Annotated in this window: 19 protein-coding genes; 13 read left to right on the plus strand and 6 right to left on the minus strand. The window is 64.7% G+C overall.

The genetic code is table 11. The features are described 5' to 3' along the window. The first annotated feature begins 6 nt into the window (after nt 1–6). The 12 genes from LRK53_RS18515 (at nt 7) to LRK53_RS18570 (ending at nt 14,567) form a co-directional block, all read left to right on the plus strand. Nucleotides 7–468: a hypothetical protein gene (locus LRK53_RS18515; RefSeq protein ID WP_027489467.1), complete on the plus strand. Its 462-nt coding sequence runs from the start codon at nt 7–9 to the stop codon at nt 466–468. Nucleotides 469–543: 75 nt separating this feature from the next. After that, the gene (locus LRK53_RS18520; RefSeq protein WP_027489466.1) at nt 544–1,836 is read left to right on the plus strand and encodes a TolC family protein; all 1,293 of its coding nucleotides are present in this window, start codon (nt 544–546) and stop codon (nt 1,834–1,836) included. Beyond that, nucleotides 1,833–3,104, plus strand: coding sequence for an efflux RND transporter periplasmic adaptor subunit (locus tag LRK53_RS18525; protein ID WP_027489465.1), 1,272 nt, complete (start codon nt 1,833–1,835; stop codon nt 3,102–3,104). Before LRK53_RS18520 ends, LRK53_RS18525 begins: the two co-directional genes overlap by 4 nt. Further along, the gene (locus LRK53_RS18530) at nt 3,101–6,280 is read left to right on the plus strand and encodes an efflux RND transporter permease subunit (RefSeq protein WP_027489464.1); all 3,180 of its coding nucleotides are present in this window, start codon (nt 3,101–3,103) and stop codon (nt 6,278–6,280) included. The genes LRK53_RS18525 and LRK53_RS18530 overlap by 4 nt, the downstream gene beginning before the upstream one ends. After that, a complete protein-coding gene (locus LRK53_RS18535) occupies nt 6,277–6,627 on the plus strand; it encodes a copper-binding protein (RefSeq protein ID WP_027489463.1) in 351 nt (116 codons plus the stop codon). Before LRK53_RS18530 ends, LRK53_RS18535 begins: the two co-directional genes overlap by 4 nt. A 131-nt stretch (nt 6,628–6,758) precedes the next feature. Further along, nucleotides 6,759–7,100, plus strand: coding sequence for a hypothetical protein (locus LRK53_RS18540; RefSeq protein WP_027489462.1), 342 nt, complete (start codon nt 6,759–6,761; stop codon nt 7,098–7,100). Nucleotides 7,101–7,211: 111 nt separating this feature from the next. Beyond that, nucleotides 7,212–7,589, plus strand: coding sequence for a hypothetical protein (locus LRK53_RS18545; protein ID WP_231378293.1), 378 nt, complete (start codon nt 7,212–7,214; stop codon nt 7,587–7,589). A gap of 212 nt (nt 7,590–7,801) precedes the next feature. Then, nucleotides 7,802–8,965, plus strand: a complete 1,164-nt coding sequence (locus LRK53_RS18550) for a TolC family protein (protein ID WP_027489460.1) — start codon at nt 7,802–7,804, stop codon at nt 8,963–8,965. Continuing rightward, complete coding sequence (locus tag LRK53_RS18555) at nt 8,962–10,059, plus strand: efflux RND transporter periplasmic adaptor subunit (RefSeq protein WP_027489459.1); 1,098 nt, start codon at nt 8,962–8,964, stop codon at nt 10,057–10,059. The genes LRK53_RS18550 and LRK53_RS18555 overlap by 4 nt, the downstream gene beginning before the upstream one ends. Further along, entirely contained in the window at nt 10,059–13,193 is a 3,135-nt protein-coding gene (locus tag LRK53_RS18560; RefSeq protein WP_027489458.1) for an efflux RND transporter permease subunit, read from the plus strand. The genes LRK53_RS18555 and LRK53_RS18560 overlap by 1 nt, the downstream gene beginning before the upstream one ends. After that, complete coding sequence (locus LRK53_RS18565; protein WP_008209838.1) at nt 13,190–13,516, plus strand: P-II family nitrogen regulator; 327 nt, start codon at nt 13,190–13,192, stop codon at nt 13,514–13,516. The genes LRK53_RS18560 and LRK53_RS18565 overlap by 4 nt, the downstream gene beginning before the upstream one ends. Nucleotides 13,517–13,610: 94 nt before the next feature. Further along, a complete protein-coding gene (locus LRK53_RS18570) occupies nt 13,611–14,567 on the plus strand; it encodes a cation diffusion facilitator family transporter (protein ID WP_008209840.1) in 957 nt (318 codons plus the stop codon). Nucleotides 14,568–14,594: 27 nt separating this feature from the next. Here the strand turns inward: LRK53_RS18570 and LRK53_RS18575 are convergent, their stop codons facing one another. From LRK53_RS18575 to LRK53_RS18585, 3 genes are read right to left on the minus strand one after another with little or no spacing between them, the layout of a single operon-like run. After that, nucleotides 14,595–15,179, minus strand: coding sequence for a phosphatase PAP2 family protein (locus LRK53_RS18575; protein ID WP_008216069.1), 585 nt, complete (start codon nt 15,177–15,179; stop codon nt 14,595–14,597). Then, nucleotides 15,176–15,799, minus strand: coding sequence for a cation efflux transmembrane domain-containing protein (locus LRK53_RS18580; protein WP_027489457.1), 624 nt, complete (start codon nt 15,797–15,799; stop codon nt 15,176–15,178). Before LRK53_RS18580 ends, LRK53_RS18575 begins: the two co-directional genes overlap by 4 nt. Next, a complete protein-coding gene (locus LRK53_RS18585; protein ID WP_081660199.1) occupies nt 15,796–17,784 on the minus strand; it encodes an FTR1 family protein in 1,989 nt (662 codons plus the stop codon). The genes LRK53_RS18580 and LRK53_RS18585 overlap by 4 nt, the downstream gene beginning before the upstream one ends. 171 nt (nt 17,785–17,955) lie before the next feature. On the opposite strand from LRK53_RS18585, the gene LRK53_RS18590 reads away from it, so the two are divergent. Further along, the gene (locus tag LRK53_RS18590) at nt 17,956–20,949 is read left to right on the plus strand and encodes a Tn3 family transposase (protein ID WP_027489456.1); all 2,994 of its coding nucleotides are present in this window, start codon (nt 17,956–17,958) and stop codon (nt 20,947–20,949) included. 357 nt (nt 20,950–21,306) lie between these two features. On the opposite strand, the gene LRK53_RS18595 is transcribed toward LRK53_RS18590, so the two are convergent. The 3 genes from LRK53_RS18595 to LRK53_RS18605 form a co-directional block, all read right to left on the minus strand. Further along, a complete protein-coding gene (locus tag LRK53_RS18595) occupies nt 21,307–21,708 on the minus strand; it encodes a GtrA family protein (protein WP_015447892.1) in 402 nt (133 codons plus the stop codon). An 89-nt stretch (nt 21,709–21,797) separates the two neighbouring features. Beyond that, a complete protein-coding gene (locus tag LRK53_RS18600; protein ID WP_015447891.1) occupies nt 21,798–22,979 on the minus strand; it encodes an MFS transporter in 1,182 nt (393 codons plus the stop codon). An 84-nt stretch (nt 22,980–23,063) separates the two neighbouring features. Next, nucleotides 23,064–24,272 (minus strand): sensor histidine kinase, encoded by a 1,209-nt coding sequence (locus LRK53_RS18605; RefSeq protein WP_235642846.1) that lies wholly within the window; start codon nt 24,270–24,272, stop codon nt 23,064–23,066.

Below are 24,272 nucleotides of genomic sequence, written 5' to 3' on the forward strand. Positions count from 1 at the left end.
CTTCGCATGGCACGCACCCGATTCATGCCACGCAGACCGCGCCCATGGCGATTGCGTGAGCTTCGTCGCGCCCGCCTGACACGCGGGCTGCTGCTGGTCGGTGCGCTGTTCATGCTGGGTCTGCAGACGGCCTTGGCGGCGTACGCCTGCACGATGCCGCCGACCCTGATGGGGCCGGTCATGGCGATGGGCATGGTTGCAGGAGATGCCGCCATGCGCGGCACCTGCCCGGAGATGCAACACGCGGCGAGCGACCACGTTCTGTGCGCCCAGCACTGCGCGGCGCAGGCATCCGTACCCAGCGACACGCGGCCCATGACCGTGCCTCCCACTTTGTTTGCGATGTTGCCGCCCGCCTTGCCGCTCGTCGTTCCGCCAACGCCGGCGACCTCCGTTCCCGAGCGCTACTACCGGCTGCGTGCGCCGCCGCCACCGGTCACCCTGTTGTTCTGCTCCCTGTTGATCTAGCGCCTCCCGGCCATCGCCGAGGTGCCGTCGTGCCTGCGTGGCGCGACGCCTGATCGATTACGGGAGTGAACCCTCATGCTATTTTCCTGTTTGGCCCGGCGCCGTTGCGCGTGGGCGCTGCTTATCATCCTGGGCGGATCGGTGACTGTTGCCGCGGCGCAAACCGCCAGTGCGCCACCCCTGACGCTCGACGCCGCCGTGCGGCAGGGCGTGATCCATACGCCACTGCTCACCGCGCGCAACGCCGATCTCGATGCGACGCGCGAGGAGTCCGTGCGCGCGGGCCGCTTGCCCGACCCGTCGCTGACCTTCGGCGTCTCCAATTTTCCGGTCACCGACCCGGGCGCCTTCAGCCTGCGCTCGGACACGATGACCATGCGCACGATCGGCGTGATGCAAACGATCCCCTCGCGTGCAGCACGGACGGCCGAACGGTCGCTCGCGGCCGCGCAGGTCGACGCTGCCGAGGCCGAGCGCACCGCTACAACACAAGATGTGCGTGAGCGCATCGCCGATGCCTGGATCGGCGTATGGGCGGCCACACAACAGCGCACGCTGCTGGATGCCTTGCGTGACGAAAGCACCCTCGCCGTACAGGTCGCCAAAGCGCGGCTGCGCGGCGGCACCGGCAGTGCCGCGGACGTGCTGGCGGCACAGGCCCAGGCGCTGACGCTGGCCAACCGGATCGAGGCGGCCGACGCGGAGTTGCAGGCGGCGCGTGCCTCCTTGCAGCGCTGGCTGGGCGACGCGCCGACGGCGCTGGCGGACGCCCCGGACTTCGACCAGTTGCCGGTCGCGCCGGATCAACTCGAACAGCACACCGATCGGCAGGCGCCAATGCAGGCGTGGCAGGCGCGCGAGCAGGTGGCCGATGCCGCACTGGCGCAGGCGCGCGCCTCGAAGCATCCGGACTGGAGCGTGGACGTGACCTACGGCCGCCGCGCGCCGTATCTGTCGGACATGGTGATGGTGCAGATGGGTGTGAGCCTGCCGCTGTTCACCCGCAACCGGCAAGACCGCGCCATCAGCGCGAAGCAGGCGCAACGCGATGCGGTCGAGTCGGCGCACGAGGATGCCCGCCGTGCGCAACGCGAAACCGTCGCGCGCGACGTCGCCGCCTGGCAGGGCTGGGGGCGGCAGATCGCACGCGATCGCACGGCGCTGCTGCCGCTGGCCCGCGATCGCAGCCGGGTGGCGCTGGCCGCCTACCGCGGCGGCGGCACGCTGCAACCGTGGCTCGATGCGCGCCGCGACGAGATCGCGCTGCGCCTCGACTACGCCGATGCGCTGGCAGCTCGCGCCCGCGCCTGGGCCGCCTTGGCCTACCTGTTGCCCGAATCCACTTCGTCTTCGGAGAACCTGCCATGAAACGGATCGGTATCGTGATCGGTGCGCTGGCGGGTGCCGCCGTGCTGCTGGCTTTGGGGTATGTCGGTGGGCGCCATGTCGGCGCCACGTCGACGCCGGCCAGCGCGTCCGCGGGCGCGCAACGCAAGGTGCTGTACTGGTACGACACGATGGTGCCCGAGCAGCACTTCGACCACCCCGGCGTGTCGCCGATGGGCATGCCAATGGTGCCCAAGTACGCGGATGACAGCAGCATCGACAAGAACGTGGTGCACATCGACCCGGCCACCGTGCAGAACCTGGGCGTGCGCACCGCGCCCGTGGTGCGCCGGGTATTGGCAAACCAGCTCCAGGTGCCGGGTACTGTGAGTTGGAACCTGCGTGATGCCGTTACCGTGAGTGCGCGCGTCGACGCGACGGTGGAGCAGCTCGACGTGCGCGCGCCCTATACCACCGTCAAGGCCGGGCAACCGTTGGTTGAACTGCTGGCACCGCAATGGAGCAGTGCGATCTCGGAGTACCGAGCATTGCAGCATGCACACTCGGCCGACGCGCAGGCGTTGCGCGCAGCCGCGCGGCAGCGACTGCAAGTGCTGGGCCTGACCGCGCAGGACATCGCTTCGGAACGGGGTGGCCACATCACCCTGCACGCGCCGAAGGGCGGCGTGGTCACGACGCTGGACGTGCGCGAAGGCCAGCAAGTCGGCGCCGGGCAGACGCTGATGACGCTCAACGGCCTGTCCACGGTGTGGGTGGAGGCGGCGCTGCCGCAGGCCGCGGCGGGGACGGTGCGCACCGGCACGCCGGTGACCGTGCGTGCGACAGCGCTGCCCGGCCAGGTGTTTCGTGGACAGGTGGAAGCCCTGTTGCCCGACCTCGACCCGATGACCCGCACCCAGCGTGCGCGCATCGTGCTGCCCAATCCGGATCACGCGCTGAGTCCGGGTCAGTTCGTCACGGTGGAGCTGCAACCGCCACCGGCCCGGCCCGAGCTGGTGGTGCCCGATGGCGCCGTGATCGCCACCGGCAGCGACACACCACGGGTGATCGTGGCCGAGGGCAACGGACAGTTCCGGCCGGTGGCGGTGCGCCTCGGCCGTTCGGCCGGTGGCGACACAGAGATTCTCGCGGGGCTTTCCAGCGATGAGCGCGTGGTGGTGTCTGGCCAGTTCCTGATCGACTCGGAGGCGAGCCTGTCTGGCGCGTTGCAACGCCTGCAGAGCAGCGAACCGGCGCATACGGCGAGTAGCGCTATGCCGGGTATGCCCATGCCGGAGCAGCGGCCATGATCGCCGCGCTGATCCGCGTTTCGATCCGGTATCGCGTGTTCGTGCTGCTGGCCGCGCTGGCGCTGGCGGCGGTCGGTGTGTTCTCGGCGTGGCATACGTCCATCGACGCGCTACCCGATCTCTCCGACACCCAGGTCATCATCCGCACCAGCTACCCCGGCCAGTCGCCGCAAGTGGTGGAGGATCAGGTGACCTATCCGCTGGCCACCACCATGCTGTCGGTGCCCGGCGCGACCACGGTGCGCGCGTATTCGTTCTTCGGCGACTCCTACGTGGATGTGTTGTTCAGCGACAGCACCGACCTCTACTGGGCACGCTCACGCGTGCTGGAATATTTGAGCCAGGCGCGCGATCGACTGCCGGCCGGCGTCAATCCCGCACTGGGTCCGGATGCCACCGGGCTGGGCTGGATCTACGAATACGCGCTGGTCGACCGCACCGGTCGACACGACATCGGCCAGCTCACCGCGCTGCAAAACTGGAACCTGCGCTTCCAGCTGAAAACCGTGCCGGGTGTCGCCGAGGTGGCCACCCTGGGCGGCATGGACCGCGCCTGGCAGATCGTGCCCGATCCGCAGGCGCTGGCCGCGCGCGGCCTCACCGTGGCGCAGCTCGTTGATGCCGTGCGCGCCGCCAACGGCGCCAACGGCGGCTCGGTGATCGAGCAGGGTGAGGCCGAGCTGATGGTGCGCAGCGAGGGCTATCTCAAGACCCGCGCCGACTTCGAGAACGTGCCGATCGTCGCCAACGCGAACGGCGTGCCGGTGCGGCTGCGCGACGTGGCGACGGTGCGCCGCGGTCCGACCTTCCGGCGCGGCCTCGCCGAACTGGACGGCCAGGGCGAAGTGGTCGGCGGCATCATCGTGATGCGCTCGGGTCAGAACGCCAAGGCCACCATCGCGGCGGTGAAGGCGCGTCTGGCGCAGTTGCAACGCAGCCTGCCGCCGGGCGTCGAGATCGTGCCCACCTACGACCGCTCCCAGCTGATCGACGCCACCGTGGAGAACGTCTGGCGAAAGTTGCTGGAGGAGTTTCTCGTCGTCACGCTGGTCTGCGCGCTGTTCCTCGGTCACCTGCGCTCGGCGCTGGTCGCCGTGATCACGTTGCCATTGGGCGTGTTGACCGCCTTCATCGTGATGAACCTGCAGGGCGTCACCGCGAACCTGATGTCGCTGGGCGGCATCGCGATCGCGATCGGTGCAATGGTCGATGCGGCGATCGTGATGATCGAGAACACCCACAAGCACCTGGAGCATTGGCGCGACGCGCACGATGGGCAAGAACCACAGGGCGCCGCCCGCTGGGCGCTGATCGCCGAGGCCACCGTGGAAGTGGGTCCGGCGCTGTTCGTGAGCCTGCTGATCATCGCGCTGTCGTTCGTGCCGGTGTTCGCGCTGCAAGGCCAGGAGGGCAAGCTGTTCAAGCCGCTGGCGTTTACCAAGACCTACGCGATGGCGGCGGCCGCGGGGCTGGCGGTGACCCTGGTGCCGGTGCTGATGGGCTACCTGGTACGCGGACACCTGCGTGCCGAGCACGCCAATCCGATCAATCGCGGCCTGATCGCGCTGTACCGGCCGATCCTCGACGTGGTGCTGCGTTTTCCGAAGGCCACGCTGGGGCTGGCCGCCTTGGTGCTGCTCACCGCACTGGTGCCGCTCAGCCAGCTCGGCAGCGAGTTCATGCCCGCGATGGACGAAGGCACGCTGCTGTACATGCCCACCGCACTGCCCGGGTTGTCAGCCGGCAAGGCCGCGCAGTTGCTGCAGCTGACCGACCGCATGCTCAAGACCGTGCCGGAAGTCGCGCACGTGTTCGGCAAGGCGGGACGCGCCGACACCGCCACCGATCCGGCGCCGCTGGAGATGTTCGAGACCACCATCACGTTCAAGCCGAAGAGCGAGTGGCGCCCCGGCATGACGATGGACAAGATCAAGGCCGCGCTGAACCAGGCCGTGCATGTGCCGGGTCTGACGAACCTGTTCGTGCCGCCGATCCGCAACCGCATCGACATGCTCTCCACCGGCATCAAGAGCCCGATCGGCATCAAGGTGCTGGGCACCGACCTGACCACGCTGCAGACGGTCGCCGATCGCATCGAAGCAGTCGCCAAGACCGTGCCCGGGGTCAGCTCGGCCGTGGCCGAGCGTCCGACCAGCGGTCGCTATGTCGACGTGCATATCCGCCGCGACGAGGCGGCACGCTATGGACTCACGCAGGAAGCCGTGCAGCAGCTGATCGCCACGGTGGTCGGCGGCGATCCGGTTGGCCAGAGCATCGAAGGACGCGAGCGTTTTCCGATCGTGGTGCGCTACCCGCGGGTGGACCGCGATTCGGTGCAGGCACTGCGGCAGCTGCCGATCGTGGCTGCGAACGGCGCCCAGCTCACGTTGAGCCAGGTCGCCGACATCACCGTTGCGGCGGGGCCGTCGATGCTGAAGAGCGAGGACGGCCAGCTGGCGACCTACGTCTACATCGACACGGCCAGCAGCAACCTCGGCGGCGTGGTCGCCCGGCTGCAGCGCGCGGTGGCCCGGCAGGTCACGCTGCCGCCCGGCGTCACGCTGGACTGGTCGGGGCAGTTCCAGTACCTCGCCAGCGCGGCGCAACGACTCAAGCTGGTGGTGCCGGTGGCATTGCTGATCATCTTCGGGCTGATCTATGCGGTGTTCCGGCGGACCAGTGAGGCGGCGCTCATCATGGCCAACGTGCCGCTGGCGCTGGTCGGCGGCCTGTGGCTGATCTGGCTGCTCGGCCATTCGGTATCAGTAGCCACGGTGATCGGCTTCATCGCGCTGGCCGGCGTCGCCGCCGAGTTCGGCGTGGTGATGCTGCTGTACCTGCGTCACGCCTGGGATCGGCAGCTCGCGCTCGATCCGCAGGCCGGTGTCGACGCGCTCGACGAAGCGATCCGCCAAGGCGCCGCGCAGCGCGTGCGGCCGCTGGCGATGACCGTGGCGGTGATCATCGCTGGCCTGCTGCCGATCTTGCTCGGCCACGGCGCCGGCTCGGAAGTCATGCAGCGCATCGCCGCACCGATGATCGGCGGCATGGTCACCGCGACGCTGCTGACCATGCTGGTGCTGCCGGCGGCGTTCCGTCTGCTGATGCGGTACCGACTTCGCAAAGCAGCGCAGTCCATCCCGACGTTTCATCCACCCCAGGAGATTCAACCATGAAGAAGTACGTTTTCACCCTCGCATGCGCCAGCGCGCTGGCCTTGGCCTCGACCGCCGCGTTCGCCCAACAGATGGACCCGAACATGCCCGGCATGGCCGACATGCAAGCGGCGAAGCCCACCCAGGCGCAGGGCGTAGGCATCGTCAAGGCCATCGACACCGCCAAAGGCACGATCACCCTTCAGCACCAAGCCATTTCCGCCATCGGCTGGCCGGCGATGACCATGACCTTCAAGGTCGACCCGCCGGCGCTACTGCAAAAGGTGAAGGTGGGCGAGCAGGTGCGGTTCACCCTGCATCCGGGCGGCATGGCCAGCACGGTGACAGCGATCAGCCCGGCAGGTTGATCGGGAACCGCCGCCAACCGGCGCTTGCCTCCGGCAGGGGCCGACCGGCGGGGGTGGCAGTGCGGCCACGTGCATCGTGAGGTTTGTGGCCGCACCTGTCCACGGTAGTCCGATGATTTTGGAGTACAACGATGAAATCGCATGCTGCGTATCTCTCCACCGCCCTGCTATTCACGGGCTTGACCATCGGCACGATCGCGCACGCGACCAATACTTACGCCGACGGCTGGATTGGTCATGTTAACGGACGGCAGCTGGACATCTGCTACCGGGTTACGCCACTGTCCGCCGTCGGCACGCGGCTGCAGGTCATGCGGGTGGCTTACGTGATTCCCAGCAAAGGCGTGCCCATTGAACACTTCGCCTTGAGCGGGCAAGCCACCGTTACGTCGATCACGGACGCGCATTGCGTGCGGGCCGAACTGATCCAGGGCACGGCGCAGTGGGCAGATCACGCGCGGCCCATGCCCTGAACGGGTGCGACGACGAGCCCGCCAAGGCGGCATGCTCCGCGACGGCCAGGCGGCCAAGTGAAATTGTCTAACAGCGCGACTGTCGTTTAGGATCGAAGCATGCATCGGTCCGTGCCATCACTGCTGACTCGCCTGCGCCGCCACCGCGGTCTGTGGGTGTTGGCCGTGGCGGTGCTGCTGATCAAGCTGGTCAGCGGGTCGATCTGCGTGGCCGATGGGGCCGGGATGCGATTCGCTTCGGCGACCGCGGCTGCCCCGACCACCCTGGTGGCGGATACCGCCGTCAGCCCGACAGCGGCTGACGATGCAAACAGCTGTCTCCTGGGCGAAGGAAGCGGCTGTCATTGCGCTTGTGCGCATTCGGTGACGTTGCCGGCCAGTGCACCGCTTCCCATCGCCCGGATGGAGGCGCACTTCGCGCCGCTCACCTTCCATTCGGGGGTCACGCCGGCCACCACCGGCTCACTGTTGCGACCTCCGATCGCCTGAAACCGCTCCGTTACGCGACGCCACCGCCTGTGCGGTGCATCGCTTCGTGACCGTTTTCAGGAGATCGCTTCATGTCTGTTTTTCGTTCGGTGCCGATCGGCGCCGTGTGTCTGTTGTACGCGGCGATACTCAGTGCCGCACCCGTCACCCATCCGTCCTCACCGGTAGCTCCCCTGCCGACAGCGTTGGCGTCATCACCGTTGCAGGCGGCGGTGCGTCGTATCTGGCAAGCCAGCCCCGAGGTGCAGGCCGCGCGGGCCGATCTTGACGCGGCCCAAGCCCGTGCACGTGCCGCCGCGCAGCCGCTGTACAACCCCTCTCTGTCACTCGATGCGGAGAACGCCGACGTCAATCGGCGTACGGCTGGCATCAGTCTGCCATTGGACCTGTCCGGCAAGCGTCGTGCCCGGGCCAGTCAGGGCGAGGCCGACCTGCGCGCCGCCGAGGCGGCCTATAACCTGGTGCGGCGTGACGTCGCCGCCCGCTGGCTGAAAGCCTGGTCGACGGCCGCGCTCGCGGCCCGACAGAGTGAGCTGGGCCAGCATCGCCTCACGCTGATGCAGCGCTTCGATGACTTGGCCGCGCAGCGGCTGAAGGTCGGCGACATCAGTAGTCCCGAACGCGATCTGGCCGGCTTGGCCTTGGGCGAGGCGCAGGTGCAACAAGCCACGCTCGCGAGCAACGAAGCGGCGGCCCGTGCCGCGTTGCTGGCCATCAGTGGCGATCAAGGGGCCGCGCTTCCGCCGTTGCCCAAGGGTATGTCACCGGCGGCGGGCAGTCTTACGCCGTTGCCCGTCGATGAACTGCCCGAACTGCGACAGGCCCGTGCCCAGCAAGCGAGTGCCGAGGCCGGAGTGCAGGTTGCCCGCCGGGCACGCATTCCCGATCCCACGCTCAGCCTGACCGGTGGGCAGGTACGCAGCGGGCCGCGCACCGATCAGGTGATTGGCCTGAGCGTGTCGATTCCCTTGCCGGTGCTCAATACCGGCCGTGCCGAAGTCGATGCCGCCCGCGCGGAAGCCGATGCAGCCGCGGCCGGCGTGCGTTCGCGTCAGTTTGTGCTGCGTGCCGGATTGCAGGAAGCACAAGCCCGCTACGCCGCCTTGCGCAGTGCGACCGAAGCCTTTCGCAGCGGCCGGGCCGCTGCCTTCGAGGATCGCACCGCGCTATTAGAGAAGCTCTGGCGTGCCGGCGAGATCAGCACCTCCGATTACCTCGTACAGCTCAAGCAGAGCCTGGACACCGCCTTGTCCGGCCAGGAACTGGAAAGCCAAACCTGGCAGACCTGGTTCGACTACCTCACCGCTGCGGGCCGTCTGACCGACTGGCTCGACGGCCGCACTCAGGACGGCCCCACTCAGGAAATCTCCCGATGAATGTCTCTTTTTTGAAACGCAGCCTTTTCTGCATGGTGCTGCTGGCTGCGCTGGGCGGCCCCGTCATGGCGCAGGAACCCGCACCGGCCAATCCGCTGGCGCTCGACGCCAAGGCGATCAAGGACGCCGGGATTGTGCTCGACAAGGCCGCTCCGCGTGCCTTGACCGATGAACTGAAGGCCCCCGGCGAAGTGAAGGCCGATGCGTATTCCACCGTGCTGGTGTCGCCGCGCGTGGAATCGCAGGTGCTGGCCCGCAAGGCCAAGCTCGGCGACGTGGTGAAGGCCGGTGCGCCGCTGGTGGTGCTTTCCAGTGTGCAGGTGGCCGAGACACAAGGCGCGTTGATCGTGGCCGAGCAGGACTGGCAGCGGATCGCGTCGCTGGGGCCGCAGGCGGTCTCGGCACGGCGCTACAACGAAGCGAAGGTGCAGCGTGACCAGGCGCGTGCCAAGTTGCGCGCCTACGGGCTGTCCGACGGTCAGATCGGTGGCCTGCTGCGCAAGGGTTCGGCCGGTGCCGATGGCAGCTTCGAGCTGCTCGCGCCCGCCGCCGGTCGCGTCACCACCGACGAGTTTCTGGTCGGCGAGCGGGTGGAACCCGGCCGCACGCTGTTCACCCTGGTCAAGGAAGATTCGGTCTGGGTCGTCGCCCAGATGGCGCCGGCCGATGCCGAACGGGTCAAGCCGGACGCCGACGCCCGCATCCTCGTGCATGACACCACGATCCCCGGCAAGGTCGTGCAGCGCTCGCATCAGACCGACGAGCGCACGCGCACGGTGCCGGTGCGCATCGAAGTCGACAACCGTGAGGATCTGTTGCATCCGGGCGAACTGGTCGAAGCGCGCATCGCCGCCGGCAGCGCCGTGCCGAAGCTGGCCGTTCCCGCCGAAGCGATCGTGCTGCTGCAAAACCAGCCGACCGTGTTCCTCGCCAAAGGCAACGGTCAGTTCGAGCCGGCGCCGGTCATGGTCGGCGACACGCGGGATGGCTGGACGGTGATCACGCAAGGCCTCAAAGCCGGCGACACCTACGTGCGCAAGGGCGCCTTCGCCTTGAAGGCCCGCTTGTTGCGCTCGCAGCTGGGAGAAGAATGATGCTGGAACGTCTGGTTGAATTCTCCCTGCGCTACAAGGCGCTGGTGCTGATCGCCTTCGTGGTGATCGGCTTCCTCGGTTTCCAGGCGGTGCGTCAGCTGCCCATCGACGCGTTTCCCGATGTCACACCGGTGCAGGTCAATGTCTACACCGAGGCATCGGGGCTGGCGGCGGAGGATGTCGAACAACTCCTCACCACGCCGGTGGAATCGGCGCTCGCCGGCCTGCCCAAAGTGGAGCAGATCCGCTCGGTGAGCTTGTTCGGGCTGTCCTATGTGTCGGTCTACTTCGACGACAGCATGGACATCTACTTCGCTCGCCAGCTGGTCAACGAACGGTTGCAGCAGGTGGGCGATCGCTTGCCGGCCGGCTACGGCAAACCGGAGATGGGACCGAACACCTCCGGTCTCGGCCAGGTGTTCTGGTACACCGTCGAACGCGCCGACAGCACCTTGAAAGGCGCCACGGCCGGTACGGCACCGAACGACATGGATCTGCGCACACTGCAGGACTGGACCATCCGTTTGATCCTGCGCACCGCACCGGGTGTCGATGACGTCAGCTCATGGGGCGGCCAGGAAAAGCAGTTCCAGGTGCGCATCGACCCGATGAAACTGATCGCGCACAAGCTTGGCTTCAAAGAGGTGATCGAGGCGCTGCAGGCCAACAACGCGCAAGTCGGCGGCAACTTCGTCGATGTCGGCCGCGAGCAGTACCTGGTACGTGGACTGGGCCTGATCCAGAACGCGAAGGATCTGGGCAACATCGTGCTCAAGACCGAAGACGGCACGCCGGTCTACGTGCGTGACGTGGCCACCATCACCGAGGCGGGTGCGCCCCGCACCGGTGCCGTGACGCGCGATGGCAAGGAAGTGGTGATGGGCCAAGCGCTGGCTCGCATTGGCGAGAACGCCAAGAGCGTGGTCGATGCGGTCAAGGCCAAGCTCGACACAGTGAAGCAATCCTTGCCGCCGGGCGTGGTCGTAAAACCGGTGTACGAGCGCACTGAACTGGTCAACGCGGCGGTGGGCACCGCGGTGCGTGCGCTGGTGGAAGGTTCGATCCTGGTGGCACTGGTGCTGTTCCTGTTCCTGGGTGAGTTTCGCAGCGCGCTGGTGGTCGTCGTGGCGTTGCCGTTGGCGATGCTGATCGCCTTCATCTGCATGAATCAGGTCGGCCTGTCGGCCAACCTGATGTCGCTGGCGGGCCTGGCGATCGGTATCGGCATGATGGTGGACGGCGCCGTGGTGATGGTGGAAAACGCCTACCGCATCATGGCCGAGCGCAAGGCGCATGGCGGCCCAGTGGATCGCACGTCGGCTGTGCTGGCGGCCGCCCGCGAGGTGGCCAACCCGATGACGTTCGCGATCGGGATCATCATCGTGGTGTTCCTTCCGCTGTTCAGCCTGCAAGGGCTGGAAGGCAAGATGTTCAAGCCGATGGCGTTCAATATCAGCTTCGCGATGGCCGGTTCGCTGATTCTCGCCTTGACGCTGATCCCGGTGCTCGCCGCGCTGGTGTTGAAACCCAAGGAAGAAAAGGACACCTGGCTGGTGGCGTTCCTGAAACGCCACTACGCCACGGTGCTCGCCTGGGCGCTGGCGCGCCGCAAGCTAGTGCTGGGCATCGCCGCCGGAGCCTTGGTCGGCAGCCTCGCGCTGTTCCCGTTCCTCGGCAAGGAGTTCATGCCTAACCTGAAGGAAGGCGCCATCATGTGGCGCATTACCTCGATTCCGTCGGCATCGCTGGACGAATCGATCGCCATCTCCAAGCAAGTGTCGACACTGGTCAAACAAAAGTTTCCGGAAGTGGAAACCACGCTGGCGATGATCGGTCGCGCCGAAAAAGGCGAAACGGCGGATGTGAACTACATGGAGGTGTACACGCCGCTGAAACCGAAGGATCAATGGCGCAAGGGCGAGACGCTGGAAAGCATCGAGGAAGCGATGCAGAAGGAACTGTCGGCGGCGCTGCCCACCGCGGTGGTGAGCTACACGCAGCCGATCCAGATGCGCATCGAGGAACTGATCTCGGGTGTGCGCGCCACGCTGGCACTGAAGATCTATGGCGATGACCTGGGCGAACTTGATCGCTTGAGCAGTCGCATCAAGAACGTGTTGGCCGGGGTGCCTGGCGTCGCCGATCTCGCGCTGGAGGCGAACATCGGCAAGCCGCAGATCCGCATCAAGGTGGATCGCGATGCGCTGGCCCGTTACGGCTTGAACGCCGACGACGTGCTCACCGTGGTGAAGAACGGCATCGGCGGCGAGCCGGTGACGACCTTACTCGACGGCGTGAAACGCTTCGACATCGCCGTGCGGCTGGACGATGCGGACAAGGCCTCGTTGCCGGCGATCAAGCGCATTCCGATCCGCACGCCCAGCGGCGCACTGGTGCAGCTGTCGCAGGTGGCTGAGGTCAGCGATGCGGAAGGCTACTCGTTCATTCGTCGAGAACAACTGCAGCGCTATGCGGTGATCCAGATGGATGTTCGCGGTCGTGACATCGACGGCTTCGTCAAGGAAGCCAATGCGGCCATCGCGCAACAGGTGAAGTTGCCGACTGGCTATTACAGCGAATGGGGCGGCGCGTTCGAGAACCAGCAGCGGGCGTTGAAGCGATTGTCGCTGATCGTGCCGGCGACGATTTTCTTCATCTTTGTCTTGCTCTACACCGCGTTCAACTCGGTGAAGCACGCCACGCTGATCTTGGCCAACGTGCCGTTTGCCACCATCGGCGGCATCGTCGGCTTGGCGATCACCGGGCAATACCTGTCGGTACCCTCGGCCATCGGCTTCATCGCGGTGTTCGGCGTGGCGATGTTGAACGGCATCGTGCTGGTGAGTTTCTTGAACGAACAACGTGAGAAAGGCTTGCCTGTGCGCGAGGCAGTGATCCGCGGTACGGCCCTGCGCATGCGCCCGGTGATGATGACCGCGAGCGTAGCGATCCTGGGCCTGGTGCCGATGCTGCTCTCCAGTGGCGTGGGTGCGGAAACCCAGCGCCCGCTCGCCACCGTGGTGGTCGGTGGTCTGATCACCTCGACCTTGCTGACGCTGGTGCTGCTGCCGGTGCTCTACGACTGGATCGAAGAACGCGCCGCCCGGCGCCTCGCCAAGGAGAAGACCCCATGAAAGAAGTGAAGGCCTTCATCCATCGTGGCCGCGTGGTCGACGTCATCCATGCGCTGGAAGAAGCGGGGTTTCGTTACCTGTCGGTGAGCGACGTCAAAGGTCTGCTGACCGCGCTCAACGGCCAGGAACAGGTCTATTCGATGGAACTGGGCGAACGGGTGACCCGGCAGATCAAGCTCGAAGTGTTCTGTGAGGACGATCAGGCCGAACGGGCGGTGCAGTTGATCCGCCTGCACGGGCGCACCGGTCAGAGTGTGGCCGGCTGGGTCTACCAGAGCACGGTGGATCGGGCGTGGCCCATCGACGGTCAAGGGGCTGAATGAAGAAGACGGGCGGGTCACTCCCGCCCGTCCTTCCCGATGTCATGTCATAACACTTTGGCGCTCACGTAGAGTGGCCGCCGCACTGGAGACTCCTATGGGCACAACCAAGCCCCACGAACATGACCATCATCACGACCATAGCCATGGCGTGGCACCGGATGCGGACAAGAAGTACCTGACCATCGCGCTGTTGCTGCTGCTCGGCTTCATGGCGGTCGAGGTGGTGGTCGGCATCCTGGCCAAGTCGTTGGCCCTGATTTCCGATGCCGGGCACATGCTCACCGATGTGGGCTCGATCGGACTGGCGCTTGTCGCGATGCGTCTGGCCAGCCGCCCGGCCAGTGGCAGCTACACGTTCGGACTCAAGCGGGTCGAAATCCTGAGCGCCCAGGCGAACGGGCTGACGCTGTTGTTGCTGTCGGTCTGGTTCATCGTCGAGGCGATCCGCCGGCTGATCGACCCGCCGGTGGTGGAAGGTCTGCTGGTCACGGTGATCGCGGTGGTCGGTATTGGCGTCAACCTGCTCGCCGTGTGGGCGATGAGCAAGGCCAACCGGCAAAGCCTCAACGTGGAAGGCAGCTTCCAGCACATCCTCACCGATCTCTACGCCTTCATCGCCACTGCCATTGCCGGTGCCATCATCTGGTGGACGGGTTGGAATCGCGTGGACTCCCTTGCCGCACTGGTCGTCGCCGGATTGATGCTGAAAGCCGGTATCGGACTGGTGCGCGACTCGGGCCGCATCTTCCTGGAAGCGGCACCACGCGGTCTGGACCCAGTATCCATTGCCGAGGCGATCCGTGCCATGCCGGCGGTGACTCGGCTGGACGATCTGCACGTGTGGGAAGTGACCTCGGGCATGCCGGCACTGTCGGGCCACATCTACGTGAATCACGACATCGACTGCCACGATGTGCGCCGAGAGATCGAAGCGATGCTGCATGATCGTTTCGCCATCACGCACACCACCTTGCAAACCGATCACGCGACCACGGACGAATCGGCCCGCGCGACAGGCTGCACGTTCACCTCACCCGGCGCAGCGCACTAGACCCTCGCTTCGCAGCGGGGCGAAACCTTATCCCTGAGATGGCAATGGCGCGATGGCTGATGTCACGGACCGGCGAAACCACAGCCAGCCACTGAGCATGGCCAGTCCGCCCATCCCGAGGGCTCCCAGCATATCGCCGGGGTAGTGCACGCCCAAGTAGATCCGTGCCCAGGCCATCGGCAGGCCGAGCAGTGCGATCCCGATGCCCCAAGGCCGGCTGCATTGATTCAGCAACAGTATGCCGGCCACCACCCATTGCACAGTCAGATGGTCGCTGGGAAAGCTGCCGGTCGCCGCATGAGACACCCATGCTTGACCGACTCCAGCGACAAAGGGACGTGCGCGATCCCAAACCAAGCCGATGATCAGGTTCGCGAGCAATGCTGCAGCGGCGGCACCCGATGCTTTCAGGGCGATCAAGCGCATCGACTGGCGAGGAACCATCAGCATCCACCCAAGAAGGAGAGCTGTCAGGATCAACGGTCCATCGGCCAGGACGCGCGCCACATGAAGCATCGCTGGCGACGGTGGCACCGGCGAATGAATGGCGTTGAACAGTCGAAGGTCAACGGCGTAAACCATCGAGCCAAATCCCGAGATCGGCGACGTCATGGCTTGCCGTTCGGTGCAATGGCGGCGATCCGTGCGTCCTTCGCTTCGCGCAGAATGCCCAACGCCTCCTTCAGCACGTAGCAGGCGATGGCCGTACCGATCACCAGATCAGGCACGGCGCTGTGCAGAAGAAGCACCAGCACACCGGACACGATCACCGCCAGATTGGCGATGACGTCGGCCCGCGTGCATATCCAGATGGCGCGCAGATGCACTTCACCGTGACGAAATCGCGCCAAGAGCCTCAGCACCGTGGCATTCACGATCAAGGAAACGAAGGCAACGCTCATCATCCATAGGCCTTCCGGGTGGCTACCGGTCACCAGACGCCAGAGCACCCCCACCAGTACGCCGACGCCAAGAACCACCAGCAAGGTTCCATTCCAGTGCGCGGCCGACGCCTTGAAATAGGCGCTGCGTGTCCACGCCAGCAAGGCGATGCCGTAGGCGCAGGCATCGCCCAGCATATCCAGCGAATCAGCGACCAGGCCCATCGATTGGGCGATCAGGCCGGCCACGACACCGACCACGAACATGGTGGCATTGAGACCGAGCGCGATGCGCAGGATGCGGCGTTCCGCCTCGCTGGCGGCTTCGGCGTGGCAACCGCAGTCGCTCATGCGCGATCCTCTTCCGGGCGTGTAGTGGTGGATGCGGGCAATGCGTCGGGAGCGCTACGGCCACGAAGCATATTGAACATGAAACCCGCACTCAGCATCAGGACCACGGCGATTTGTGCGAGCAGCGTCTGCCAGGTCGGATAGATGCCGAGCAGTTCAATGTGCGGCACCGGGGCGACCGTCACCGACACCCAGCCAGCTTCCTGCAACGCGGCGATGCCCTTACCCGCGAGAACGACGGCCAGCACGGCGATCAGGATCGAACTCGCCGCGAAGAACTTGCCGATGGGCAGACGCCGACTGGTGCGCAGCAGGAGCCAGGCGATCAGTCCCAAGGTCACCGCGCCGGCCGCAATGCCGCCCAGCAGCCAGACTTCCTGGCCGTCGTTCCAGAGCGCGGCGTAGAACAGGATCGTCTCGAACACTTCCCGATACACCGAAATGAAGGCGAGGCCGAACAGGAACCACGCCGAACGTCGGTCGAGTGCCGCGGCCATCTTTTCCTTCAGGTAGGCCTGCCAGCGTCCACCAATACTCTTTTGGTGCATCCACAAGCCGACACTGAGCAGCACCACGGCGGCGAACAGCGAAGACAGGCCCTCGGTTAGTTCGCGACCGGCGCCACTGATCGAGATGGCATAGCTGGCCAGTGCCCAGGTGATCCCGCCGGCCACCAAGGCAAGAATCCAGCCGGCATGCACGTAACGCACTTCCACGCGTCGATCTGCCTTGCGCAGGAAGGCCAGCAAGGCGACGACCACCAGCAAGGCTTCCAGACCCTCGCGAACCAGAATCGTGAAGGCGCCGAGGAACGTGGCGGCCGGATCGCCCGCCGCATCCGCCGTGACCTCCTGCGCCTGCGCAAGCAGGACATCCACGGCGTGGGCCTGCTGGGTCACCGCCGGCAGCGCGGCCTTGCCCGACACCGCTGTGCGATAGGCGCCCATGGCCGTTTCGATGCGGGCGCGTAGCGCGCCATCGCGTGCGTTGAGCTGGGGTTCGATGGGTTCGACGCCATCGAGATAGGCCGACAATGCCAGTTGTGTGGCTTCCTTGGCGTCGCCGGCACGATAGGCCGCCAGGCTTGCAGCAAGTCGCCCCCGCGCAAGCGGAAGCCCCGTCAACGCCTGTTGCATCGCCTGCGGATGCGCACGCAGGTAACCGATGATCGCGCGGGCATGTTCGGCACCCAGTGCAGGAGCCAGTTGCGACACGCGTGCTTGCGACAACTCCTTCAGGTCCGCGATCTGCGCACGCGCGGCCGTATCGTGCTGCCAGAGGGTCGCACCGGTCGTGGCTTCGCGGGTATAGGCTAGCGACCCCACGTAGTACGCGAGTGCCCATCGCTCGTCCGACGACAGCCGGGACGAGTAACTGGCCATCGGCGTTCCCTCGACACCGTGGCTGATCACTTCGTACAGGGACAGCGGGCTGCGCTGGTCCGCACGCGCCTGGTCAGTGAAGTCCACCGGTCGCGGATTGAGCTGCAGCCCCACGGGACCATCGCCATGCCCGGTGGCGCCGTGACACATGGCGCACTGGTTCTGGTACAGCGTTGCGCCCTGCGTCAGATCGGGCGCTTGGGCCGGCGCGGTGGGTATCGGGTACGCCTTCAGCAAGGCATCGGCCAGGGCATGTGCCTCGATCGCCACCTGCGCTGGCGAGGCCTTCGCATCCACTGAAGCGATGAGCTGGTCGGCCTGGGACAACAACGCGGGTGTACCGGGCGTCGGCGGCAACGCCTGAAGGCGGCGATGCACGGTGGCTGTGAACTCCCGCATCTCGGCGTATTCAGACGCGCTGAGCACCGCTCCGTTCTTGACCGCGCCGGCGTAATCCGTGGCCAGATAGTCGATCATCTGCCATGTCTGCGGCACGGTTGAACTGACGTCTTGAGCATGCGCCCGCGGGAGTGGGAGTGCCCAAAGCAGAAGGGCGGCCACGGAGAGGTTGCGCAATATGCTGCGAATACGAGTCGTTATCATTCATGTATCGTACTCGACCTTGGCGAAACCGCCAATGCAATGCCTCCCGGCAGAACCCAAGAAACATGGTTGAAGGCGATCCCACCTCGCCAGCTCCAAGGCGTGATGGGCGAAAGGCTTGATTTTCAGTGATGGAACCTTCTACCCAACTCTCCGCAGAAGGAAACCTTGATGCCGGTCAGCTACGTTACCGAGGGACAACGCGACAATTACGGCCGGTACAACGGCAACCCGTCCAGCGACGAACTGGCACGCTACTTCCATCTCGACGATGCAGATCGCACCTACATCGCGCGCAAGCGCGGTCATGCGAATCGTTTGGGCATCGCATTGCAGCTGACGACGCTGCGCTACTTGGGAACATTTCTGGACGATCCGCTGGATCTCCCTGCGCTGGTGTTATCCACCGTTGCCAGGCAGCTGGATATTACGGACACGGATCCCTCCCTCGACGACTACCGGACAGGTGAACTCCGGTGGGATCATCAGCGCGATATCTGTCGTCAATACGGCTTCGTCGAAATCACCGAACCGCCTATCGGCTTTCGATTGGGTCGCTGGCTGTACGCACTCTGCTGGACGGGAACGGAGCGGCCCAGCGTCCTGTTCGAGCGAGCCATGACATGGCTGTTGACGCACAAGGTACTGCTTCCCGGGCGCAGCACACTCGAACGATTTGTCGCTCGCGTGAAAGCCCGCGTCGAAGAGCATCTTTGGCGGCGTCTGGGAACCCGTCTCTTGGACAGGCAGCGCGAACGCCTCGAACAGTTGTTGATCGTGCCAGCCGGCAGCCGCTACTCGCTGCTGGATCAGCTGCGATCGGGCCCCACGCGCGTCAGCGGACCGGCACTCATTCAAACGCTGATGCGACTACGGGAGGTTCGTGAGCTCGGCATCGACCTGCCCAGGGTGTCACACCTTCCGGCCAGTCGCGTCATGGCACTGGCTCGCTTTGCGGGAGCCGCCAAAGCCAGCGCCGTGAGCCGCTTGCCCGACGTTCGCCGCCTTGCCACTCTCGTAGCGTTTGTGCATTGCCTGGAAGCCACCGCGCATGATGACGCCGTCGAAGTTCTTGAAATGCTGCTGCGGGATGTTTTTTCCACAGCGCGCAAGGAGGATCGGAAAACACGCTTGCGCACGCTGAAAGACCTGGATCGTGCGGCCACGCTGCTGGCCGATGCTTGCCAAGTGGTGCTGGACAGCACGCTCCCGGACAAGAAACTACGCAAAGCCTTGTTCGCCAAGGTGCCGCGCGACGTCCTCGCCCAGGCGCTCCAGGAAGTGAGCAACCTGGTACGACCGCCCGACGACGTGTTTTACAGCGAGCTGAGCGAACGCTATCGGCGCATCCGGCGCTTTCTCCCCTTTGTGCTGGAGAATCTGCGTTTCGGCGCGAGTCCCGCAGGCGAGGCTGTGGTCGCCGCCTATGAATGGCTTCGCTCGCATCCCGGGCGATTCAAGGCCGACGACGACGTCCCGCGTGATGTCATTCGCAAACGCTGGCAGCGCTACGCGATTCGCGACGACGACAGCATCGATCATCGGGCCTACACTTTCTGCGTGCTCGACGAATTGCATACGTCGTTACGCCGGCGCGACGTGTTCGTCGCCCCCAGTTGGAAGTATGCCGACCCGCGCGCAGGGCTGTTGAGCGGCAACGAATGGGAGACTGCGCGCCCCATCATCTGCCGCACGCTCAGCTTGTCTCCAACGCCCTCGTCGGCACTCGTCGCGATCACCAAAGAACTCGATGAGACCTACCGCGCGGTAGCGTCCCGACTTCCGGACAATCCTGCGGTGCGGTTCGAAGGCGAGAACGACCTGGTCGTCAGCTCCCTCGACAAGCTCGAAGAACCAGCGTCTTTGCTGGCCTTGCGCGCTGCGGTTAATGAGCGTTTGCCACGCGTGGACATTGAAGAGGTATTGCTGGAGATTGCGGCCCGTACCGGTTTCACCGATGCCTTCACCCATCTCACCGAGCGGTCTGCTCGTGCTGCGGAGCTTCCGATCAGCCTCTGTGCCGTATTGCTGGCTGAGGCGAGCAACACGGGCTTCGAACCCCTCGTTCGTGCCGACATCGCTGCACTGAAACGATCGCGTCTGTCGTGGGTCGACCAGAATTACCTCCGCAACGACACCCTGGTTGCGGCCAATGCCATCCTGGTGGCGGCTCAGAACCGGTCGATTCTGGCCCATCAGTGGGGTGGTGGCGACGTGGCGTCAGCCGACGGGATGCGTTTCGTCGTGCCCGTGCGCACTGTGCATGCGGCCGCCAATCCGAAGTATTTCGGTCGGGAACGCGGCGTGACCTGGTACAACCTGATCTCCGACCAGTTCAGCGGTCTCAACCACATCACCGTGCCGGGCACGCTGCGCGACAGCTTGATCTTGCTGGGCGTGGTGCTCGAACAGCCCACCGAATTGCAGCCGACGCAGATCATGACCGACACCGGCGCATACAGCGACGTGGTGTTCGGGTTGTTCAGGCTGCTGGGGTACCGGTTCTGTCCCCGATTGGCGGACGTCGGCGGCACGCGATTCTGGCGCATCGATCCCGAGGCCGACTACGGCGACCTCAATGCCGTTGCCCGCCAGCGGGTGAAACTGCCATTGATCGAGGAGCAGTGGGACGACATCCTGCGGCTGGTGGGCTCGCTGAAACTGGGTCGTGTACCAGCCAACGGCATCATGCGAACCTTGCAGATCGGCGACCGTCCAACCCGTCTGGCCCAGGCCTTGGCTGAGTTCGGACGGATTGAAAAAACCCTGCACACACTGACCTATATTGACGATGAGGCGAAGCGGCGTAGCACGTTGACCCAACTCAACCGTGGCGAGGGGCGTCACAGTGTGGCGCGCGCCATTTTTCACGGAAAACGCGGCGAACTCCGGCAACGCTATCAGGAGGGTCAGGAGGACCAGCTGGGCGCGCTGGGCCTGGTGCTCAACATCGTCGTCTTGTGGAACACCATCTACATGGAGGCGGCACTGGATCAGTTGCGTCAAGACGGTTTTCCCGTACGGGATGAGGACGTCGCACGGCTGTCGCCGCTCAGCCATGACCACATCAACATGCACGGCCGATATTCCTTTGCCGTGCCCGAGGCAGTGGCCCGCGGAGAACTACGCCCGCTACGAGATCCCAACGATAGGGAAGGCGATTGAGAGGATGAGTGCCCCCGGAGGGGTGTTTGGCTATCTATATGGTTTCTATGGATAAATAGACCTTATCCCGGTTTTTCGTTCCATTGCTCCCCAAACCCCGATACCGCGAGTTGGCAGCTGGCCCGGCTCGCAAAGTCGGCTTCCGACGGCGCCAAAAAGGCGGCCAAAACATTGCGCAACGACGCGATGGCGCAAAGCCTCCCAGCGCCGAGAAGTGGAACCTGTTGGTGAGTGGGATATCTGGGATGGTGCGTCGCTATTTTTCATCGAAATTTTATCAATACTGTCAAAAGTGGGGCTGTCGCTGCAGCGGCCCTTGCTTAGCCTCCGCTTAAAATCACAAGAGGCTTCTTGAATTTAGTTTTCGTGAAACACCAGCTTTGACTGTACGACATAGGAAATCAAAGCGCCTGTGACTCCCGCGATGAGGAATATCAGGCCCCCCGACAGTCCCATTTTTGTTCCCAATGCGGTGAGCCCCGAGACGACTGCCGCATTGCCCAGCTGGAGCACCGCATAGCGCGGAAGCGCCTGTCTCTTTGGCGTATCACTTTGGAACGTGAGCCGGCGCTGCATCCAGAATGTCGGCGGGATCGGCAGTAAAGTTCCAAAGATCGCCGAAACGACCTCGCCGACGCGAAACCCATAATGCAAAACCATCGAAATGCAAAAATAGAGTAGGAATCCCGTACCACCTGCTAGAAGAAAGAAGAAGGTTCGGCGGACGCCATCATTCAAGGTGATCGATCGGAGGAACATGCTTGAATAGCTCATTGAATGTTGACGCGGAGAGGGAGCACTTGCTTTTCGCTGGCGATAGCCGATTGAATAAGCACGCTATCCATCCTTCAGATAGTTGCCGCACGCTGTGTCGGCAAGATCACCCACAACAGTACCCCGCTCACGATGGCCAGGACGCCGAACACCCCGAACGCGATGCCTGCGGTGGACTGCTGCCAAATGACGCCGAACATCAACCCGGCAGGGATGGCTCCTAACCCCGAAATCATCGTGAACCATCCGAAGGCGGTGCCGCGGTCCGCTTCCGTCGCCAATGTGCTGACCAGCGTTTTTTCCGCGCCTTCGCCGATGCCGCTGAGCAAGGCATAGACGACCACGACGATCCACAGGCCCAGGATATTTTCCACGAACGCGAACAGCAGCAAGCCCACGCCGTAGGCCAACCAGGTGGAGGCCACGACCGTGACTTTGTTGAAACGGTCGGAAACCTTCCCGGCACGCCAGGCGACCCCGGCTTGCACGGCGCACAACACGGCCCAAAGCAGGAGCACCTGGACGTTACCCATACCGATTTCGTGAGCACGTAACAGAATGAAACTCTCCGACGCACTGGCGAAGGCAAAAAGCAGGAAGACGGTCAGGAAGCGCCGCGACGGAACAGTCAACGCACGCCAACGCAAAGGCGCTGGCGTCGTTCCGGGCTTGATCGTTTTCGCCGGCACATCCTTGACGAGAGTCATCAAAACCACCAGCGCGAGGGCCGCGGGAATGGCCGACAGCATGATGACCACGCTGATGCGATGGCTGATCCACAGCAATGCCGCTGCAGCGATCAGGCTGCCGCCGACCGCACCGGCGTAATCCAGGGCGCGATTGATGCCGTACGCATGCCCTCGCAATGCCGCCGGCGTGGCATCGGCCACCAACGCATCGCGGGGGGCACCACGCACCCCCTTGCCGACGCGGTCGAGACTGCGCAGCAACATCACGACCGGCCAGTTGAGCGCGAGTCCCACGAGCGGTCGCGCGATGCTCGACAGACCATAGCCCATGACGACGAAGATCTTGCGCCGGCGCCCACGCACATCCGAGCGACGACCGGCCCAAAGACGAACTCCGCTGGCGACCGCGTCCGCCACGCCGTCGACCAGGCCCATCGCCACCGGACCCGCACCCAACGTCGTGACCAGCAACAGCGGAATCAGCGGCGCAACGATCTGCGATGACAGTTCGTTGAGGAAGCTCACGAAGCCGAGCACGATGATGGTCTTGGAAACGGTTGACCTCATCGGTCGTCTTCAGCGAACCGGATGCGGTTCCGTACGTCCCCATCTTCCGGGTTAGAAGCAGTCCGTGGCTTATCGGGTCGGCCGTCATGCATGGTTGGAGTCCGCAAGGGTGAGCGTTAGCGGCTCACCGGACTGCTGTGGCCATCGCACCGTCCATCCCAACCGTTCGCAAAGACGACTGATCAAGCTCAACCCAAAGCCATTGTCGGACCGCCGTTGGTCAATCCTCGCGTTCGTCATCTCACCAACCTGCGGCCATGGGCTCAGCTCGATGCCCGTGGATGCGATGACTATGGACACCACGGCCCCGTCCGAGAGCTCGCCCGCTCGGCGTAGCAATTGCCCAAACACCAACGTCACAGCACGTTGGGGCGCCAACACGGTGATGCTTGCATCGCCGTGCAGTTGCACGGGTGTCGATGGAGGCATCGTCTGTGCGTCGACGAGGCGCTGCCATGTGGCACGCACAGGAATGGGTTCGGCAACGATCGCCACCTCCGTCTCGTGACGGGCCAGGTAAAGCAGCGTATCGAGCAGATCCGTCAATTCGGCGGTACGTCGACGCACGCGCTGGATGGCGCGCTGACCGGAAGGACCTACCGTGGCGTCTTCTGCGAGCAGATCGACGCTGGCCTGGATCACCGACAGCGGTGAACGCAATTCATGGCTGGTGTCGGCGGTAAACTCCCGTTCGCGCGTCAGGAACGCATCCAGGCGTGCCTGGTAGTGCTCGAAGGCGACCGCCAGCGCACCGACCTCGTCATTGGCGAAGTGGGTGCGAAGGCGATCGTCGCGGCGGGGCGGCGCCGATGCTTCGACCCATTGCGCCAGTCGCTGAACCGGTGCAATCAACCGCCCGGCCAAGAGCAGGCCCAGCGCGCCGGAGACCAGCGTACCTATGAGGATGACACCGGCCATCAACCAACGCAGAAACGTTTCGCGCTGGGCGATGTCGCTCAGATCGATGACGAAGTACAACCGCTGGGTGCCGTCGTCGGAGACGGCGACATACGTCTCCCGATCCCCTTCGCGATCCAGTATGTGTGTCCCCGGTGGCAGGGCGGCCATTTCCGCGGGCACATCATGGCGGTCGCTCGCCCGACTCACATACGCATAGATCCGCTGGGAGGCTGGCAGGGGTGTACTTGGTTGAGTGTGGAGGTGCGCGATGAGGTTGCTGGTTTCGACCTGCAGCAACTCCGTCATCAGGATGCGTTCGAAGTCGGCCATGGAGGTCAACGCCACAGCGGCGAACAAGCTCGACAGCACCACCCCGAAGGCGAGGAACGCCAA

It is taken from the genome of Rhodanobacter thiooxydans (genome assembly GCF_021545845.1).
GTDB lineage: Bacteria > Pseudomonadota > Gammaproteobacteria > Xanthomonadales > Rhodanobacteraceae > Rhodanobacter.

Coding starts and splice junctions, on each gene's coding strand:
- LRK53_RS18600 (WP_015447891.1), bottom strand. CDS start 22,979: ATGAGGTCAACCGTTTCCAAGACCATCATCGTGCTCGGCTTCGTGAGC.
- LRK53_RS18530 (WP_027489464.1), top strand. CDS start 3,101: ATGATCGCCGCGCTGATCCGCGTTTCGATCCGGTATCGCGTGTTCGTG.
- LRK53_RS18595 (WP_015447892.1), bottom strand. CDS start 21,708: ATGTTCCTCCGATCGATCACCTTGAATGATGGCGTCCGCCGAACCTTC.
- LRK53_RS18535 (WP_027489463.1), top strand. CDS start 6,277: ATGAAGAAGTACGTTTTCACCCTCGCATGCGCCAGCGCGCTGGCCTTG.
- LRK53_RS18525 (WP_027489465.1), top strand. CDS start 1,833: ATGAAACGGATCGGTATCGTGATCGGTGCGCTGGCGGGTGCCGCCGTG.
- LRK53_RS18590 (WP_027489456.1), top strand. CDS start 17,956: ATGCCGGTCAGCTACGTTACCGAGGGACAACGCGACAATTACGGCCGG.
- LRK53_RS18555 (WP_027489459.1), top strand. CDS start 8,962: ATGAATGTCTCTTTTTTGAAACGCAGCCTTTTCTGCATGGTGCTGCTG.
- LRK53_RS18520 (WP_027489466.1), top strand. CDS start 544: ATGCTATTTTCCTGTTTGGCCCGGCGCCGTTGCGCGTGGGCGCTGCTT.
- LRK53_RS18565 (WP_008209838.1), top strand. CDS start 13,190: ATGAAAGAAGTGAAGGCCTTCATCCATCGTGGCCGCGTGGTCGACGTC.
- LRK53_RS18570 (WP_008209840.1), top strand. CDS start 13,611: ATGGGCACAACCAAGCCCCACGAACATGACCATCATCACGACCATAGC.
- LRK53_RS18515 (WP_027489467.1), top strand. CDS start 7: ATGGCACGCACCCGATTCATGCCACGCAGACCGCGCCCATGGCGATTG.
- LRK53_RS18585 (WP_081660199.1), bottom strand. CDS start 17,784: ATGATAACGACTCGTATTCGCAGCATATTGCGCAACCTCTCCGTGGCC.
- LRK53_RS18580 (WP_027489457.1), bottom strand. CDS start 15,799: ATGAGCGACTGCGGTTGCCACGCCGAAGCCGCCAGCGAGGCGGAACGC.
- LRK53_RS18560 (WP_027489458.1), top strand. CDS start 10,059: ATGCTGGAACGTCTGGTTGAATTCTCCCTGCGCTACAAGGCGCTGGTG.
- LRK53_RS18540 (WP_027489462.1), top strand. CDS start 6,759: ATGAAATCGCATGCTGCGTATCTCTCCACCGCCCTGCTATTCACGGGC.
- LRK53_RS18575 (WP_008216069.1), bottom strand. CDS start 15,179: ATGACGTCGCCGATCTCGGGATTTGGCTCGATGGTTTACGCCGTTGAC.